General features: G+C 62.2%; 15 protein-coding genes. 14 read left to right on the top strand and 1 reads right to left on the bottom strand.

The window, feature by feature from the left end; all coding sequences use genetic code 11:
- Positions 1 to 80: 80 nt before the first annotated feature.
- The 14 genes from NAC44_RS08855 to NAC44_RS08790 all read left to right on the top strand — a co-directional run bounded on the left by NAC44_RS08855 (position 81) and on the right by NAC44_RS08790 (position 16084).
- Complete coding sequence (locus tag NAC44_RS08855) at positions 81 to 1835, top strand: thiamine pyrophosphate-binding protein (protein ID WP_250940050.1); 1755 nt, start codon at positions 81 to 83, stop codon at positions 1833 to 1835.
- 267 nt (positions 1836 to 2102) lie between these two features.
- Positions 2103 to 2900: a GntR family transcriptional regulator gene (locus tag NAC44_RS08850; RefSeq protein ID WP_250940049.1), complete on the top strand. Its 798-nt coding sequence runs from the start codon at positions 2103 to 2105 to the stop codon at positions 2898 to 2900.
- A gap of 284 nt (positions 2901 to 3184) precedes the next feature.
- Positions 3185 to 4405: an ABC transporter substrate-binding protein gene (locus tag NAC44_RS08845; RefSeq protein WP_250940048.1), complete on the top strand. Its 1221-nt coding sequence runs from the start codon at positions 3185 to 3187 to the stop codon at positions 4403 to 4405.
- Positions 4406 to 4481: 76 nt separating this feature from the next.
- Complete coding sequence (locus tag NAC44_RS08840; protein ID WP_250940047.1) at positions 4482 to 5354, top strand: branched-chain amino acid ABC transporter permease; 873 nt, start codon at positions 4482 to 4484, stop codon at positions 5352 to 5354.
- A gap of 11 nt (positions 5355 to 5365) precedes the next feature.
- Positions 5366 to 6343: a branched-chain amino acid ABC transporter permease gene (locus NAC44_RS08835; RefSeq protein WP_250940046.1), complete on the top strand. Its 978-nt coding sequence runs from the start codon at positions 5366 to 5368 to the stop codon at positions 6341 to 6343.
- The gene (locus NAC44_RS08830; protein ID WP_250940045.1) at positions 6336 to 7079 is read left to right on the top strand and encodes an ABC transporter ATP-binding protein; all 744 of its coding nucleotides are present in this window, start codon (positions 6336 to 6338) and stop codon (positions 7077 to 7079) included. Before NAC44_RS08835 ends, NAC44_RS08830 begins: the two co-directional genes overlap by 8 nt.
- Positions 7072 to 7773 (top strand): ABC transporter ATP-binding protein, encoded by a 702-nt coding sequence (locus NAC44_RS08825; RefSeq protein ID WP_250940044.1) that lies wholly within the window; start codon positions 7072 to 7074, stop codon positions 7771 to 7773. The genes NAC44_RS08830 and NAC44_RS08825 overlap by 8 nt, the downstream gene beginning before the upstream one ends.
- A 1-nt stretch (position 7774) precedes the next feature.
- On the top strand, positions 7775 to 9043 hold the full coding sequence (locus NAC44_RS08820; protein WP_250940043.1) for a 3-isopropylmalate dehydratase large subunit: 1269 nt from the start codon (positions 7775 to 7777) through the stop codon (positions 9041 to 9043).
- On the top strand, positions 9043 to 9534 hold the full coding sequence (locus tag NAC44_RS08815; protein WP_250940042.1) for a LeuD/DmdB family oxidoreductase small subunit: 492 nt from the start codon (positions 9043 to 9045) through the stop codon (positions 9532 to 9534). The genes NAC44_RS08820 and NAC44_RS08815 overlap by 1 nt, the downstream gene beginning before the upstream one ends.
- Positions 9531 to 10394 (top strand): isocitrate lyase/PEP mutase family protein, encoded by an 864-nt coding sequence (locus tag NAC44_RS08810; protein ID WP_250940041.1) that lies wholly within the window; start codon positions 9531 to 9533, stop codon positions 10392 to 10394. Before NAC44_RS08815 ends, NAC44_RS08810 begins: the two co-directional genes overlap by 4 nt.
- Positions 10391 to 12040 carry a hydantoinase B/oxoprolinase family protein gene (locus NAC44_RS08805; RefSeq protein WP_250940040.1) on the top strand — a complete coding sequence of 550 codons (1650 nt, stop codon included), beginning with the start codon at positions 10391 to 10393 and terminating at the stop codon, positions 12038 to 12040. The genes NAC44_RS08810 and NAC44_RS08805 overlap by 4 nt, the downstream gene beginning before the upstream one ends.
- Positions 12037 to 14088: a hydantoinase/oxoprolinase family protein gene (locus tag NAC44_RS08800; RefSeq protein ID WP_250940039.1), complete on the top strand. Its 2052-nt coding sequence runs from the start codon at positions 12037 to 12039 to the stop codon at positions 14086 to 14088. The genes NAC44_RS08805 and NAC44_RS08800 overlap by 4 nt, the downstream gene beginning before the upstream one ends.
- Positions 14085 to 14690, top strand: a complete 606-nt coding sequence (locus tag NAC44_RS08795; RefSeq protein WP_250940038.1) for a cysteine hydrolase family protein — start codon at positions 14085 to 14087, stop codon at positions 14688 to 14690. The genes NAC44_RS08800 and NAC44_RS08795 overlap by 4 nt, the downstream gene beginning before the upstream one ends.
- Positions 14687 to 16084 carry an FAD-dependent oxidoreductase gene (locus NAC44_RS08790; protein ID WP_250940037.1) on the top strand — a complete coding sequence of 466 codons (1398 nt, stop codon included), beginning with the start codon at positions 14687 to 14689 and terminating at the stop codon, positions 16082 to 16084. The genes NAC44_RS08795 and NAC44_RS08790 overlap by 4 nt, the downstream gene beginning before the upstream one ends.
- 67 nt (positions 16085 to 16151) lie before the next feature.
- Here NAC44_RS08790 and NAC44_RS08785 read toward each other — a convergent pair whose 3' ends face one another.
- A complete protein-coding gene (locus NAC44_RS08785) occupies positions 16152 to 17453 on the bottom strand; it encodes an NAD(P)/FAD-dependent oxidoreductase (RefSeq protein WP_250940036.1) in 1302 nt (433 codons plus the stop codon).
- Between the last annotated feature and the right edge of the window lie 19 nt (positions 17454 to 17472).

Raw genomic sequence — 17472 nt, 5'->3', positions numbered from 1 at the left:
CTCCCGTTCCGTCCATCGGAGGCGCTGCCCCCCATCGTCACAGTCTGTGACATCCTCTACTCCAGAACCGGGAGATTGCCGTGCGCGGTGCAGATATCCTTGTCGAAATGCTGATTGGCTATGGCGTCGAAGTGATCTTCGGCGTTCCGGGCGACACCAATGTTCCCTTTTACGAAGCCCTGCAACAGAAGGAAGGCAAGATCCGTCACGTCATGGCCCGTGACGAACGGTCCGCAGGCTATATGGCCGATGCCTATGGCCGCTTCACCCGCAAGCCCGGCGTTTTCGAATGCCCGTCAGGGGCGGGCGCCATGTATTCCCTGCCGCCGGTGGCCGAATCCAACTCCTCTTCCGTGCCGGTCATTCTGTTGACCATCGACATTCCGCTGCCGGGAGAAGGACGCGGCGTGCTGACGGAGCTTGATTGCGCCCGTCTGTTCGAGCCGATCACCAAGATGTCGGTGCAGGTGAAAAGCCCGGAAAAGCTGCCGGAAATCATTCGCCGGGCCTTTCGCGTCGCCTGCTCCGGCAAGCCGGGGGCGGTGCATCTGCAAATTCCGGAGGATATGCTGCTCGCCGAGGTCGATCCCGCCCGTGTTTCCCTGCATGTGGAAACGGAGTGCAAACAGTTCCCCGCCTATCCGACGCTTCCGGCACCGGGCAAGCTCGACACGGTTTTAGAGCTGCTGACCTCCTCGAAGCGGCCTTTGATCGTGTCGGGCGGCGGCGTCAATCGCTCCTGTGCGGGGCCTGAGGTCACGGCGCTGGCGGAAAAGCTCAACATTCCCGTCTGCACCACCATGACCGGTCAGGGCACGATGCCGGACGATCATCGCCTTGCGGTTGGCGTTATCGGCGATAACGGTTTTCATCCCCATGCCAACTGGGCGCTGGAACATGCGGATTTTGTGCTCTTCGTCGGCTCGCGCATGGGCAGCGTCGTCACCATTGGCTGGACCTTTCCGAAAATCACGCTCAACAAGCGGGTGGCGCAGATCGATATCGATCCGGAAATCATGGCCAATAATTACGAGAATGTCGTGTCGGTGCAGGGCGATGCCCGGCTGGTACTGGAGCAGTTGATCGCCATGGCGCCCGAGAACAACGATGCTGCCCGCACACAGGACTGGGTGGACGAACTGAACGGCCTGCGTGCCGATTTTTGGGACAATGCGCAAGCATTGCTCAACAGCGAGGCAAGCCCGCTGCGCCCCGAACGGGCGGTGCGCTGCTTCAACGAAGCATTGGAAGCCTCTGGCAAGCCCGCCCATATCTATTCCGATGCCGGTACGCCGACACCGCATATGACCCGCTTCCTGAAGCTCAAGGACCGGCGCACGCGCTTTGCCATTCCCCGCGCCTTCGGCGGCCTTGGCTCAGCGCTGCCTGCCACAGTCGGGGCCTGGTTTGCCGACAATGAACGCCGCCCGATCGGCATGTTCGGCGATGGCTCCTTTGGCATGAGCGTCGGGGAACTGGAAACGCTGGTGCGGCTTCAGGTGCCCGCCATTCTGCTTCTCTTCAACAACGGCACGTTCGGCTGGATCAAGGGCCTGCATCGGCTGAAAGGCCATAACCAGTGCTTCGGCGTGGATTTCATGCCACCCAAGGGGCAGGCCATTGCCGAAGCCTTCGACGTGAAGGCTTGGACGGCGAGAAACGCGCAGGAGCTGGATGCGGCCCTGGCCGAGGCATTTGCCCATACGCAGGGGCCGTGCCTGATCGACATCCATGTCGAGTCCATCGCAGACCGCGTTCCGCCGGTCTATTCCTGGCTTAGAAAACGCGGCAAGGACCCGCTCAGCACAACGGCAGAGGACGTGCGTTACGTCTAAGCATTGTCCCGAGAAAAGTGTGTAGCGGTTTTCCAATAGGAAATGTGGAAAAACAAGAAGTTAGAGCATGTCGCGTTTCATTGAGGAGAATGAAACGCGACATGCTTGAATGCGTTTTTCCGGCACATCTCTTCACGATAAACCCGCATCCGTATTTTGATGAAATGCTCTATTGACATATAAATATGACATTAATACAAATATGTCAGTTGTCGCGGTCAAACGAAGGTGGCTGACGTGCAGGAGGGTACGGACGGGAAGGTTACGTTGGACACGCGCAGCGGCATCCCCCTGTTTCATCAGGTTGCCGTGATCCTGCGAGACCAGATCGCCTCCGGTATTCATGCCGAGGGGGAGAGGCTGCCCTCTGAAGCCGAGATTTGCGAACGCTTTGGCGTGTCCCGCATAACGGCAAAGCGCTCCATGGACGAACTGGCGGCCGAAGGTCTGGTCACAAGGTCGCGCGGGCGCGGTACGATCGTTGCGCGCGGTGCCGCCATGACGCCGTTTGCCGTTTCGGTTGACGGCTGGATCGAAAATATCTCCCGTATGGGCCAGCTCACAACGGTGGAGGTTCTGGAATTCGAGTATCGCCGGGCATCGACGACGGCTGCGATGGCGCTTGGGCTTGCGGAAGACGCCGAGGCGCAACGCTCCCTGCGCGTGCGCTCCTACAAGGGTACGCCGCTCTCCTGGCTTGAGACCTGGGTTCCAGACGATATCGGCCGCAGCTACTGCGTCGATGACATGCGCACGCTGCCCTTGCTGCATCTGCTTGAGCGGGCAGGGGTGCGGGTTGCCTCCGCCCAGCAGACCATCACCGCGACGCTTGCAACGCCACAGGTTGCCAAGGCACTCAATGTGCAGACCGGGGCGGCGTTGCTTGATGTCCGGCGTGTGGTTCGCGACGATAGCGGTCGCGCGGTGGAATATATCTCTATCCTGTATCGCCCCGATCTTTATCGGTTTGCCATGAATCTGACGCGCGTCAACGGGGAGGATGGCGCGCGCTGGGAGGCGGACAACCCCCCGATCAGCCCCAGCGAGACCCCGGGTTCCGTCTAGAGCAGTATCCCGAGAAAAGTGTGAAACGGTTTTCCGTCCGGAATTGCGTAAAAACAAAGAGTTAGAGAATTTCACAGTTTCCGTGAAACAGTGAAATGCTCTACTGCATAATTCCTTAAACCGGAATCGGTTTAAGGAGAAAATTATGCAGCAGATTTAAAGTGTTACAGCGTCCTTTGTGCGTTTTATAAAACGCACGGCGCTGTAGCCGGCTGCGGAAGCCAAAGGCAATAAAAAGGCGGAGAAACCGCCGGTGCCATATTAACCGAAAGAGAGGACAAAATATGAGGACGCGATTTAGGAACGGTATCGACCGTCGCCAGTTTCTGGCAGGTAGCGCCATCACGGCCGGTGTGCTGGCTGCTCCCGGAGTGCTCAGGGCCGCGCCATCGTCAATCAAGATCGGACTGATCCATCCCGTCACAGGCGCGCTCGCCTATTCCGGCACGCAATGCCGCGCGGGCGGTGAACTGGCCATTTCCGACATCAATGCCGCAGGCGGCATCAAGTCGCTGGGCGGCGCCAAGCTTGAGGCCATTCTCGGCGACAGCCTTTCCAAGCCCGATGTCGGCGCCTCCGAGACGGCCAAGGCGATCGAGGCCGGTGCCTGCGGCATCGTTGCCGGCTACGCCTCCGCCATCACGCTTGCCACCAGCCAGGAAGCCGCCAAGACCAACACGCCGCATGTCGTTGATGTCGGCGTCACAGACACCATCGTCACCCGTGGCCTGAAGAACACGTTCCGCTTCAGCCCGGGCTATGGCAAGATCGCCTCGGATGCGGTTACGGCGCTTGCTCAGATCAACAAGGATGCCGGTTCGCCGGCAAAGACGGTGGTGATCGTTCACGAGGATTCCGCCTTTGGCGCCGGCACGGCAAAACTGCTGTCGGAGAAGCTGCCGGAACATGGCTTCAAGATCCTTGCGGTGATCAGCCACCCGACGCCGATGCGCGATTTTACCAACATTGCGCTCCAGATCAAATCGGTTCAGCCGGATATCGTCATTCCCGCCAATTACTACAACGAATATGTCCTGCTTGCCCGCACGATCCGCCAGCAGCAGGTCAAGGCGAAGGCCATTTACTCCGTTCTTGGCGGTGCGGCCTCGTCCTTCAAATTCGTCAAGGATTTTCCGCAGGCTGCCGAAGGCGTGATGGACTGCAACCACTGGTACAATCCGAAATCGGATCTGGCATTGGCACGCAAGGCGGCGGTCGAGGCCAAGGGGTTGTTTTACACCTACGAGGTCTACCTGACCTATAACGCCGTCGCGCTTCTGGCGGACGCCATCGAGCGTGCCGGTTCGACGGACAAGGAAAAGGTGATTGCAGCGCTGAACAGCTCGACCTGGGACAAGCACGGCATGCCCTATGGCCTGACCCGCTTCGTGAACGGTCAGAACGAAGGCGCGCAGCCGGTGAACACGCAGGTCCAGAACGGCAAGATCGACGTGATCCGGCCTGCGGAATTTGCCTCGGCAAAGCCGATCTTTCCGCTGACCTGATCGCCTGCCGGATTGCCTTTGCCAAGGCTGTCCGGCCCCCCTGGCTTTTGATGTTTCCAGGTTGCGAGATGCTTTGATGTTCACACCTGCTATTCTGTGGCCGGCGGTCCTCAACGGGATGACGACCGGTGCGCTCTATGCCCTGATTGCGCTTGGGCTGACGCTGATCTACGGCGTTTTGCACATCATCAATTTCGCGCATGGCGCGCTGTTGATGCTGGCGCTTTATGGCGTGTATTTTCTGTTCCGCGTCTGGGGCATGGATCCCTATTGGGCGCTTCTGATCGTTCCCCCGGCGATGTTTGCGCTGGGTTATGTCCTGCAGCGGGTCGTCATCACCCGCGCCGGTCATGGCCGCGACGAAAATATTCTGCTTGTCACGCTGGGTCTGTCGATCATCATCGAAAATCTGGCCCTGATGCTGTTCAGCTCCGACACGCAGACCGTCGAAACGTCCTATGGGTTTTCGGTTGTCGACCTGCTTGGTGCCTTCGTCCCCTTGCCGAAAGCGGTGGCGTTTTGCGGTGCCGTGGTCACCGCTCTGGCGCTGTGGCTGTTCATGTCCCGCACGGATACGGGCCGGGCCATCCGGGCGCTGGCCCGACAGAAGAAGGGCGCCCAGCTTGTCGGTATCGATGTCGGACATGTCTATGCGATGAGTTTCGGCATCGGCACCGGCATTCTTGGTATTGCCGCCTGCCTGCTGATGCCGAGTTACTATGTCAATCCGCAGGTTGGCCACGGATTTGTTCTGATTGCTTTCACCATCGTGGTTCTCGGTGGCATGGGCAGCTTTGTCGGCGCGCTCCTTGGCGGCATCTTCATCGGTGTCGTGGAGGCACTCGGCGGCTTGATCCTGGGTGAGAGCCTGGGCCAGATCGGGATTTTCGGGATTTTCATCCTGATCCTTCTGTTCAGGCCGCAGGGCCTGCTCGGCAGCAAGGCATGAGGGGCGCGCAGATGAGACAGCTTGCACTTCTCCTTGTGGTTTTTGCCGTGCTGGCGGCGGTGCCGCTGGTGGTGAAATCCGATTTCTGGCTGAACGCCGTGGCGCTGGCGCTGTTTTCCGCGCTTCTCGGCCAGTCGTGGAATATTCTCGGCGGCTTTGCCGGGCAGTTCAGCTTCGGCCATGCGCTGTTTTTCGGTGTCGGCGCCTACACGGTTGCCGTCCTGCAACTGCGTCTCGGCATCAATCCGTGGATCGGGCTCATCCTTGGCGGTGCGCTGGCGTCCGCTGTTGCCGTTGTCGTCGGCTGGCTGACATTCCGTTACGGCCTGCGCGGCTCCTATTTCGCACTGGTCACGCTGGCCTTTGCCGAAGTCTTCCGCATCCTTGCCAATTCAATCCCCTGGACCGGTGCCGGTGAAGGCATGCTGATTGCCCTCAGGCCCGATCCGGCGATGCTGCAATTCAAGGCGCTGTCGGGCTATTACTGGCTGCTGCTTGCCATCACGCTTGCCTGTTGCCTCACCGTGTGGTGGCTCGGGCGCTCCCGTCTCGGCGCCCGCATGCTGGCGGTGCGCGACAATGAGGATGCCGCAGGCGCGATCGGCGTCAATGCCCTGACCGTCAAGCTGCAGGCCATGGCCCTGACGGGCCTGTTCACAGGGCTTGCCGGTGTCTTTTATGCCCAGCGCTATCTCTACATCGATCCGAGCATTGTTTTCGGTCCGACGGAATCAATCGAGAGCCTGCTGGTGCCGATCGTCGGCGGCATCGGGACATTGTTCGGTCCGCTTCTGGGGGCTGCGGCCCTGCATGTGCTCGGTGAACTGACACAGACGCTGATGGGCGATACGCCCGGTGCCAACATGGTCACTTACGGGACTGTTCTGGTCGTCATGGTTCTGTTTCTGCCGCGCGGGCTGGCCGGTCTACGCTTGCGGCGCATCTTTGCCGGTCGGCAGGCCGCACGACAGGGAGGTGGCAATGCTTGAGGTCAGCCATCTGTCAAAGAGCTTCGGTGGCCTCAGGGCTGTCGACAATGTCAGCCTGAGCGTTCCGGCGGGCAGTATCTGCGCCCTGATCGGGCCGAACGGTGCCGGCAAGACGACCTGTTTTGCCTTGATCAGCGGATTTCACACGCCGGATTCCGGTCAGGTGCGCTTTCTTGGGCAGGACATCAGCGGTGAAAAACCGTTCCGCATCGCGCGGGCCGGCATGGTGCGCACCTTTCAGATCGTCCAGTCCTTCGCCGGGCAGACGGTGCGTGAGAATATCGCGGTCGGCGCCCATCTTCACATCGCCAACCGGACCGAGGCACTGGCAAAAGCCGAAGAGGTGGCGGCCGCCGTCGGCCTCGCCGACCGGCTGGATATGGATGCGGCCGACCTGACCGTGGCCGGACGAAAGCGGCTGGAAGTGGCGCGTGCCCTGGCGACCGACCCCAAACTGTTGCTGCTGGACGAGGTGATGGCGGGTTTGAACCCGTCTGAAATCCGCGATGTGATCCCGGTGATCCGGGCGATCCGCGAGCGCGGCGTGACCATCCTGCTGATCGAGCATGTCATGCAGGCGGTGATGGAACTTGGCGAGCATGCCTGGGTGCTGAATCAGGGGCGGCTGATTGCCGAAGGCGCACCGCGCAAGCTGGCGGGCGATCCGGCCGTGATCGAAGCCTATTTCGGTCAGGGCATGGCAAAACGGCTGGCAAAGGAGCATTCCAATGCTTGAGGTGAGCGGGCTGAGGACGGGTTATGGTCAGATGGAGGTTCTGCGCGGGGTCTCCCTGTCCATTTCAAAGGGGGAAACGGTGGCGCTGCTCGGCGCCAACGGCGTTGGCAAGACGACGTTCAACGCCGTGGTTTCAGGCCTGTTGAAACCCTGGAGCGGAGACATTCATATCGACGGGCGGCCATTGGCATTTGGAGGCACGAAGGCGGCGATCGATGCCGGTATCGTTCTCGTCCCCGAGGGACGCCACATTTTTCCCAATCTGAGTGTGCGCGACAATCTCTGGCTGGGTGGGTATCGGCGCGGGCGGGCCAACAGGGCCAGGAATCTGGACCATGTGCTTGCAACATTCCCGCGTCTTCGCGAGCGATTGTCGCAACAGGCCGGCACGATGTCGGGTGGCGAACAGCAGATGCTGGCGATTGGTCGCGGCATGATGAGCGAGCCGCGCCTTCTCATCCTCGATGAACCCAGTCTGGGCCTGTCTCCGCTGCTGGTCGAGGAAATGTTCGCGCTGATTGCACGGCTCAATGCCGAGGGGCTGACGATCCTTCTGGTCGAGCAGAACGTCCACCTGACGCTTGAGATCGCGCATCGCGGTTTCGTCATGGAAAACGGCGTGATCACGGTGTCCGGCACCGCACAGGAGCTTCTGGATAATCCGGAACTGCAGCGCAGCTATATGGGGCTTTGAGATGGCATTGACACTTGCGGAAAAAATCATCGCCAGGGCCGCCGGACGTGCGAGCGTGCGTCCGGGCGAGGTGGTGACGGCCAGGGTTGACCTTGCGATGATCCATGACAGCGGCGGACCGCGCCGGGTGGAGCCCATTCTCAAGCGGCTGGGCGCAGGCCTCTGGGACCGGGACCGCGTCGTCCTGATCTCCGATCATTATGTCCCCGGCGATGATCCCGACGGGGCGGCCATTCTGCAGCTGACCCGGGAATGGGCGCAACGCTACGGCGTTTCCTTTCACGATGGTGAGGGCATATGCCACGTTGTTCTGCCGGAGCGCGGGCACGTGTCGCCGGGCATGTTCATCACCGGTGGAGACAGCCATTCGCCCACCGGCGGCGCTTTTGGCGCCTATATGTTCGGCATCGGTGCGACCGAAATGGCCGGTGTGTTGGCCACCGGCGACATCTGGATCCGCGTGCCCGAAACCATCCGTATCGAATGGTCCGGCACCTTGCCGCGCGGGCTTCTGGCCAAGGACATGATCCTTGCCATGTGCGGGCGGCTCGGCATGGATGGCGGTCGCTATCAGGCGGTCGAATATGCCGGAGAGGCGATTGCCGCGCTCAACATGCAGGAGCGCATGACGCTTTCCAACATGGCCGCCGAACTCGGGGCGCAGGCGGGCCTGATCGCACCGGATGCAACGACAGCACGCTATATTCATGCCGCTGGCGGTGATCCGGGCGATTGGCCCATGTGGCACAGCGACCCGGATGCGACAGTTGCCGAGCGCCATGCATTCGACGCCGCAAGGCTGGAACCGCAGGTGGCCGCACCCCATTCGCCAGCCAATGCGACGGATGTCGGCGAACAGGCCGGTCAGGCGCTGGACGTGATCTATATCGGCGCCTGCACGGGGGCGAAATATACCGACCTTGCCGCCGCAGCCGAGATCCTCAAGGGAAAACGGCCCGCCAAAGGTATCGAGATCCTTGTTGCGCCGGCCTCGGCACGCGATCAGGCGCGCGCCGAGGCCGATGGGATCATGGCCGTGTTCGAAGCGTGTGGCGCCCGGCTCCTGCCGAATGCCTGCGGCATCTGCGCAGGCTATGGCGCCTCCCGCCTTGGGGCGGATATTCGCTGTCTGTCGACCACGGCGCGCAATTTCAAGGGCCGGATGGGCGATGCCAGCAGTCGGGTCTGGCTTGCTTCGCCCTATACCGCCGCCGCATCCGCCATCGAGGGGCGGATCGCCGATCCCCGCAATCATCTGGAGGGCGTGTAATGGGCCGGATCTGGAAACTTGGCGACAATATCGACACCGACGCCCTGGCTCCGGGCCGCTTCATGCATCGCCCGATTGGGGAACTGGCGGAAAACTGCCTGATCGATATCTCGCCCGATTTTGCCAAGAATGCTGCCGCCGGCGACGTCATTGTGGCGGGGCGAAACTTTGGCCTGGGATCGAGCCGCGAACAGGCGGCGCAGGCGCTGAAGCTGCGTGGACTGCAGGGGGTCGTGGCAGAGAGCTTTGCCGGCATCTTCTATCGCAACGCCATCAATCTCGGCCTGCCGGTCTTTGTCATCCGCAGCGGTCAGCCTGCCCCGGCTGACGGCCTGCAGGCGACGCTCGACCCCGAAGCCGCGATATTGCGCCATGACGGCGGCGAAACCCTGCTGGAACCGCTGCCGGACTTCTTGTTGGACATGCTCCACGATGGAGGTCTCGTACCCCATCTGGAAAAACGATTTGCAAAGGAGGGCCAGAAAACGTGACCCTGAAAAACCGCCTTCGGGCTGCCAAAATCCTCGTTGCTCCCGGTGTCTATGATGGGCTCAGCGCCCATATTGCCACGCAGGCCGGGGCAGAAGCGCTTTATCTGTCGGGCGCATCGCTTGCCTATACCCGGTTTGGCTCTCCCGATATCGGGCTGGTCAGCATGACCGAGGTTGCCGAAACGGTCAGCGTCATCCGCGACCGTGTTGCGACGCCGCTGATTGTCGATGCCGATACCGGTTTCGGCAATGCGCTGAATGTTCAGCGGACGGTCCGCGCCTTCGAACGCGCCGGTGCCAACGCGATCCAGCTGGAGGACCAGACGCTGCCGAAGCGTTGCGGGCACCTTGACGGCAAGACGCTGGTCAGCCGCGGCGAGATGGTCGGCAAGATCCGTGCCGCGCTTGATGCGCGGGCAAGCAGCGAAACCCTGATCATCGCGCGCACCGACGCCATTGCCGTTTCAGGCCTTGAAGAGGCGCTTGAGCGCGCCCATGCCTATGCCGAGGCGGGCGCCGATGCCCTCTTCGTGGAGGCGCTGCGCAATCAGGACGAGATGCGCCGGGCGGTTGGAGAGCTTGGTGGGCTCTGCCCGCTGATGGTCAACATGGTCGAGGGGGGCAAGACCCCGGCGGCCGATGCGGCGGAACTGGAAGCGCTGGGCTTTTCGCTGGTCATCTTCCCCGGCGGGGCCGTCCGCGCCATCGCCCGGACCCTGCAGGATTATTACGGCAGCCTCGCCGCCCATGGCACCAATGCCCCCTTTGCCGACCGGATGTTTGATTTCAACGGGTTGAACGAGGTCATCGGCACGCAGGCGTTTCTATCGCGCGGCGACAGCTATGGAGAAAACGCATGAGCCTGGATCCCGTCACGCTCGCCATCCTCAAGGGGCGGTTTGAGCAGATTGCCGATGAAATGGATGCAACCCTCTTCCGGTCGGCCTTCAATCCCATCATCGCCGAGGCGCATGACGCCTCGCACGGCATATACGACGCCGTGACCGGTGAGACGCTGGCGCAGGGCAAATCGGGTCTGCCGATTTTCGTCGGTGTCATGGCCTTTGCCGTCAAGGCCGTCATCGACAGGGCGGCAGCGGAGGGCGGGGCAAAGGAGGGCGATGTCTGGATCTTCAACGATCCCTATCTCGGCGGCACGCATTTGTCGGATTTCCGTCTGGTCAGGCCGTTCTTCCGCGACGGAAAGGTCTTCTGCTACCTTGCTTCTGTCGGCCACTGGCACGATGTTGGCGGCAATGTGCCGGGAAATTACAACCCGGTTGCCACCGAAAGCTTTCAGGAGGGCATGTTGATCCCTCCGGTCAAGCTGTTCGATGCCGGGGTCTACAGGCCCGATATCGTGGCGATTCTCTCTGCCAATTCGCGATTGCCCGGTTCGGTCTATGGCGATCTCAACGGTCAGATCAACGCGCTGGACCTTGGCGTCAAGCGCATGCAGCAGTTGCTCGATGAATACGGCGCGGATAGCTGCATGCAGGCCTTTCATGCCCTGCGCGCCAGTGCCGCCGAGATCATGCGGGCCGAGATCCGCAGCCTTCCCGATGGCACCACCAGCGTGGAGGACTGGCTCGACAATGACGGGATCAACGACACGCCGCTGAAAATCGCCCTCGACATGACGATTGCGGGCGATTGCCTGACGCTTGATTTTTCCCGCTCGTCACCGGCCTGTGCCGGTCCGGTCAATATTGCGCGCAGCACGACCGTTGCGGCCTGCTATGTGGCGCTGAAGCATATTTTCGGTAACGTACCGGCCAATGCCGGAGTGCTGGAGCCGGTTGAGGTTCTGACAGACCCGGGTTCACTTTTGTCGGTGCAGGCCCCCAAACCGGTGGGCGGTTATACGGAGACGATTCTCCGGCTGATCGACGTTGTCTTTCAGGCGGTGGGCAGGATTGCCCCGGACCGGGCTCCTGCCTGTGCCTATGGAACGATCAACGCCCTGTCGATCGCGGGCGAGCGCGCGGACGGGCGGCGCTGGGTGCTGTTTTCCTTCTTCGGCGGCGGCCATGGCGGCCATTGTGACGGCGACGGGCTGAGCCACGGCAATGCACCGATCTCGACGGCGACGATCCCGCCGCTCGAAATTCTCGAGGCGGCCTATCCTGTGAAGTTCACCGAATGGTCGCTGCGCCCGAATTCGGGTGGCGAGGGTGAGCACCGTGGCGGTCTGGGTGCGATCTATGAGATCGAACTGCTCGAACAGAGCGCCGATCTGTTCCTTTTCGGGGAACGCGGCCGCTATCGTCCAAGAGGCGCCAATGGCGGCGGCGATGCCGCGCTCAACCGCTTCACCTATCCGGTTGCCGGGCAAGCGGCCTTACCCAAAATGGGATCGAAGCTGCACGGCGCGCGGCTTGGCCGTGGCGACAGGGTCCGTCTGGAAACCCCCGGCGGCGGCGGCTGGGGAGACCCTGCGCGCCGTGATCCGTCCCTGCGGGACCGTGACCTCGAACTTGGCTATGTTATCGAGAGTGAATCATGAGTGTTAAGTCTTATGCGGTCGGCGTCGATGTCGGCGGAACCTTCACCGATATTTTCGTGCTGAACCAGACGACGGGTGACGTCGCTATCACCAAGCTGCCCTCGACGCTCGACAACCAGTCCCGCGGACTGGTCGAGGGAATTGGTCGCAAGGTTGCCGATTTTGCAACCATTGCATCGATCATCCATGGCACGACCACCGGCACCAACGCGCTGCTGGAGCGCAAGGGCGCCGTCACGGGCATGATCACCACCGCAGGTTTTCGCGATATCCTGGAGATGCGGCGGCGCGACAGGCCGCAGACCTGGGGGCTGCGCGGCAGCTATGAGCCGGTCATTCGCCGTGACCGTCGTCTGGAGGTCACTGAGCGCACCCATGCCGATGGCAGCGTTGTGACGGCAGTCGATCCTGAAGAGGTCAAGCGCGCCGCTCGGCAACTGCTCGACATGGGTTGCGCCTCGGTTGTCATCTTCTTCGTGAATTCCTATGCCAACGACGCCAACGAACGGGCGGCGGCGGCGGCCGTGCGCGAGGTCTGGCCCAATGCCTATGTCACGCGCGCAACCGAAATCCTGCCCGAGATCCGGGAGTTCGAGCGCGTCTCGACCGGTGCCTTGAACGCCTATCTTCAACCGGTCGTCTCGTCCTACATGGATAGGCTGGATGCGGGGCTTTCCGAGCATGGCTTTGACGGGGACCTGCTCATCGTGCAGTCGAATGGTGGGGTCATGTCCGTCGATACGGCACGCGCCTATCCGGTGCGCACGGCGCTTTCCGGTCCGGCGGCCGGTGTGCGGGCTGCGCAGGCCATTGCGGCGGCAGCCGGACTTGACAACATCATCACCTGCGATCTTGGCGGCACCTCCTTCGACGTTTCGCTGATTGCTGGCGGTGAGGCGGCGCTTGCGCCGCAGACGGCCATCGATTTTGGTCTGGTCGTGCGCACGCCGATGATCGAGATCACGACGATCGGGGCAGGTGGCGGGTCGATTGCCTCCATCGATGCCGGTGGTCTGCTGCAGGTCGGCCCTGAAAGCGCCGGCTCCAATCCGGGCCCGGTTTGCTACGGACTGGGAAACACACAGCCGACGCTGACCGATGCGAATCTCGTGCTTGGCCGCATCAATGCCGACCGCCCGATTGGCGGCAAGCTGAACCGTCTCGATGTCGAAGCGGCGCGCGCGGCGATTGCCCGCACGGTCGGCGATGGTCTGGGGCTGGGGCCGGAGGATGCCGCCGAAGCCATCCTCAAGGTCGCCAATGCCAAGATGGCCGGAGCGATCCGTCTCGTCTCCATCGAGCGGGGGCATGATCCGGCACGCTTCCACGCCATGCCCTTTGGCGGCGGCGGGGCGCTGCATGTCGGTGCGCTGATTGCCGATTGCGGCCTCAAGGGGGCGCTGGTTCCCCGTTATCCGGGTGTCACCTCGGCGCTTGGCTGTGTCGTGGCCGATATGCGTCATGATCGGGTGCGAACAGTGAACCGGCTGTTGTCCGGCCTCGACTGTGCAGCCCTCGGGGCTGACATGCGCGATGACGCGCAAAGCCTTCACGCTCTGCTCGCGCGGGCGGGCGTTTCGTTCGCCGGGGTCGAGACGGTCTACGAACTGGACATGCTTTATCTTGGCCAGACGCACACCGTTTCGGTGCCGTTGCACATCCCGGACGGCGGCCTGACGGATGGCGTGATTGTCGAGGCTTTCGACAGGGCCTATCGCGAAGCGTTCGGACGCCTGCTCGAAGGGATAGAGAAGCGGGTGATGAACTATCGCGTCGCGGTGATCGGCCGTCGCCCGCCTTTCGACATGCGGGTCTTCGCGCCGACGGAGGGAAAGTCACCCGGCGAATGCCTGACGGCGCATCGCACGGTCTATGTCGGGGGAAAATGGCAGGACATTCCTGTTTATGACCGCCTTTCTCTGGCCGTCGGATCGGTGGTTTCCGGTCCCTGCCTTCTGGAACAGGCCGATACGACGATCTTTGTCGATCCCGGCCTTGCCGCCCGGACCGATGCGATGGGCAATCTGATCATGGAGCGCAACGCATGAAAGACTTTGAGGCCACACGCACCGCCTTGCTGATTGTCGATCTGCAGAACGACTTTCTGCATCCGGACGGTGCTTATGGACGGGCAGGCCAGAGTGCCGCCGAGATCGCAGCGCTGCCGGGCCGCATCAGGCCGGTCGCCGATGGCTTGCGAAAAAGGGGAGGCTGGATCGTTTCGACCCAGTTCACCCTGGTGCCGGGCAAAGGCGGCGAACCGATGATTTCGCCGCATCTGAAGCGCCTGCGGCCTTTCCTGAAAAAGGGCGACTTCCAGCCGGGCGCCTGGGGTCATCAGCTGGTCGACCTTCTGGCGCCGGCAGATCTTTCGGTGGAAAAGGTCGCTTATTCGGCCTTTTACCAGACCCGGCTCGAATGGGCGTTGCGCAAGGCCGGGATCGATACGCTTCTCATCTGCGGCATCGTGACGAATGGCGGTGTTGCCTCGACATTGCGTGATGCCCATGTGCGCGACCTGCATACGGTCCTGTTGACGGATGGCTGCGCAGCCTTTTCCCCGCAGGTGCATGAGACGACGATCGCGTCACTGGCGACGGTCTCGGAAACGGCCACATGCGCCGACATGGTTGCGAGGTTGGCGTCATGAGCCGGTTGCTGTCCACGCCGGAGACGTTCGACATGGCTGTCGATGTGCTGGTGATCGGGGCTGGCGCCTGTGGAATGGTCGCGGCCTTGCGGCTGGCGGATGCCGGGGTCGAGGCGATGGTGCTGGAGCGCGATCTCTCTGCCTCGGGCAGCACGGCCATGTCCTCCGGCTTCATTCCTGCGCCCGGCACCGCAGCGCAAGCGGCGCTTGGCATTGTTGACAGTGCGGAGCAGTTTGCCGACGACCTTGCCGCAAAAAGCCACGGACTGGGCGATGCGCGCCTTGCGACGCTGGCGGCACGCACCATCGGCCCGACCCTTGACTGGCTGGCAATGAGGCACGGTCTGGAATGGCAGGTTCTGGACGATTTTCTCTATCCGGGCCACAGCGTCCATCGGATGCATGCGGTACCGGAAAAGACAGGCGAGGGGCTGATCAACCGGCTTGCCGTCGCCGTCGAGAATGCAGGCGTGCCCGTGGTCACGGGCGCGCATGTCACCGGATTGTGTGTCGAGGGCGCGCGCGTAACAGGCGCAGAAGTGACCCGCCCGGACGGGCAGGTCGAGATGATCGGCTGCCGGGCGCTGGTGCTGGCCTGTAACGGCTTCGGCGGCAACCGGGCGCTTGTTGCGCAAAACATTCCGCTGATGGCCGATGCCCCTTATTTCGGTCATGCGGGAAACCAGGGTGATGCACTTGTGTGGGGGCAAGCGCTCGGGGCTGCGGCCCAGCATCTGTCGGGCTGTCAGGGGCACGGGTCCGTGGCGCATCCGCACGGCATTCTGCTTACCTGGGCTTTGATGGCGGAAGGCGCGATACAGGTGAATGCCGAGGGGCGTCGTTTTTCCAACGAACATCGCGGCTATTCCGAACAGGCAGTGGATGTTCTCGCCCAGCCCGGTGGCATTGCCTGGGACATATTCGACGACAGGCTGCACGACCTTGCCCGCGGCTTTCCCGATTTTCGCGCCGCCGAGGCAGCCGGTGCCTTGCGCTCGGCTTCGACAGCCAGAGATCTCGGGGCTGCCATTGGCATCGATGCCGATGGTCTCGACCGCACGATCAGCGATTGTCAGGCCTATGCAGAGGGCAAGGCGTCTGATCCGTTTGGACGCGATTTTTGCGGTAAACCGCCATTGCGCCCGCCCTATCATGCCATCCGCGTGACCGGCGCGCTCTTTCATACACAGGGTGGGCTGGTTATCGATGACAATGCCCGCGTGTTGCGGCCTGACGGCACGGGCCTGCCCAACCTGTTTGCCGGGGGTGGTGCCGCAAGCGGCGTTTCAGGCCCCGAGATCGAAGGCTATCTCTCTGGCAACGGACTTTTGACCGCGATCGCTTTCGGTGCTTTGGCCGGGGATGGTGCAGCAGACCTGGTTCGCAATGGGTAACAGGCTGGGAGAGCTCTGGTTGCCCCATTTCCAGGAAAACAGGTTCCCGGTTTTCGGCCGATGCTCATCAGGACCGTGACAGGCGATCCAGCTTGTAGGGTGCGGGATCAACGATCGGCGGAGCATCCATGACAAGGTCGGCTGCGAGCTGGCCTGCGGCCGGTCCCGTGCCGAAGCCGTGGCCGGAAAAGCCGGTGGCGATCGTAAGGCCCGGGATGCTGCCAATTCGCTCAATGATGGGAAGCGAATCCGGCGTGATATCCATCATCCCGGCCCAGACTTCCTGAACCACCGTGTCCTTGAAGATCGGCCATGCCGCGGCGAGATTGCGGATCGCCTCCGCGTTGATCCCCTCATCGGCCTTCGGGTCCATGGTCCGCATGCGCTCGAAGGGTGAAACACTGTTCGGTCCCCAGCGACGCGGCATTTTAATGTCATTCAGGAAATCCTGCCCGAGACTGATGCGCAGCAGGCTGCGCTGATGGCGCAGCATATGCAGGTAGCGCATGCCGATCAGAAGATGGTCGAGCAGCAGTGGCGCGCCGAGCGCACCGCGCTGGGTCACTGTATAGCCGCCATCGCTGCGCTTGCGGAAAGAGAAGTCAGGACCGCCGACGGCGATCTCCGTTGGTCCGTCCATCGGGGCTGTCCGAATGACGGAGGAGATGAGCGGTAGCGTCGGAAGCGATAGGCCAAGATTGGCAAGGAACTTGCGCGACCAGAGACCGGCAGCAAGAAGAACCTGGTCGCAGCGGATCTCGCCTCGCTCGGTGACAACGCCGGTGACTTTCCCGCCTGAGCGCGACAGCGTCCGCACCGCGCAGTTTTCGATGATCTTCACACCGAGGCGTGCGGCGGTGTTGGCTATTGCGCTCGGCGCCAGCGTCGGTTCGGCGCGACCGTCGGAGGCGGTGAAAATGCCGCCCGCCCATTGGCCGCGTCCACCCGGAACGAGGCTGTCGATTTCGCTGGCACTGAGGAGTTTCGAGTCGAGCGACAGGTCATTCACCGATGTCATCCAGCCGCGATGCATTTCCATCTCGGCCTCGGTGCGGGCAAGATACATGATGCCCGCCTGACGATAGCCGACATCGACACCAACGCGCTGCGGCATTTCGGCCCACAGCCGGTCGGCTGCAACCGCCATGGGCACATCGGGGGCTGAGCGGCCCATTTTTCGGCACCAGCCGAGATTGCGCGATGACTGCTCAGCCGCCACGCGGCCCTTTTCCAGGACGACGACCGGAATGCCGCGCTCAGCCAGCGTCAAAGCTGCCGTGAGGCCAACGATCCCCGCGCCGATGACGACGACAGTTATCTCCTTGGGGAAATCGCGAGAGGTCTGAACCGGTGTCATTGCGGGAGCCATGGCAATCCTTCTTGGAAAT

Origin of the sequence: Allorhizobium sonneratiae (assembly GCF_023700755.1) — a bacterium.
Classification (GTDB): Bacteria; Pseudomonadota; Alphaproteobacteria; order Rhizobiales; family Rhizobiaceae; genus Allorhizobium; species Allorhizobium sonneratiae.
This window is presented reverse-complemented; position numbering and strand designations above follow the sequence as displayed.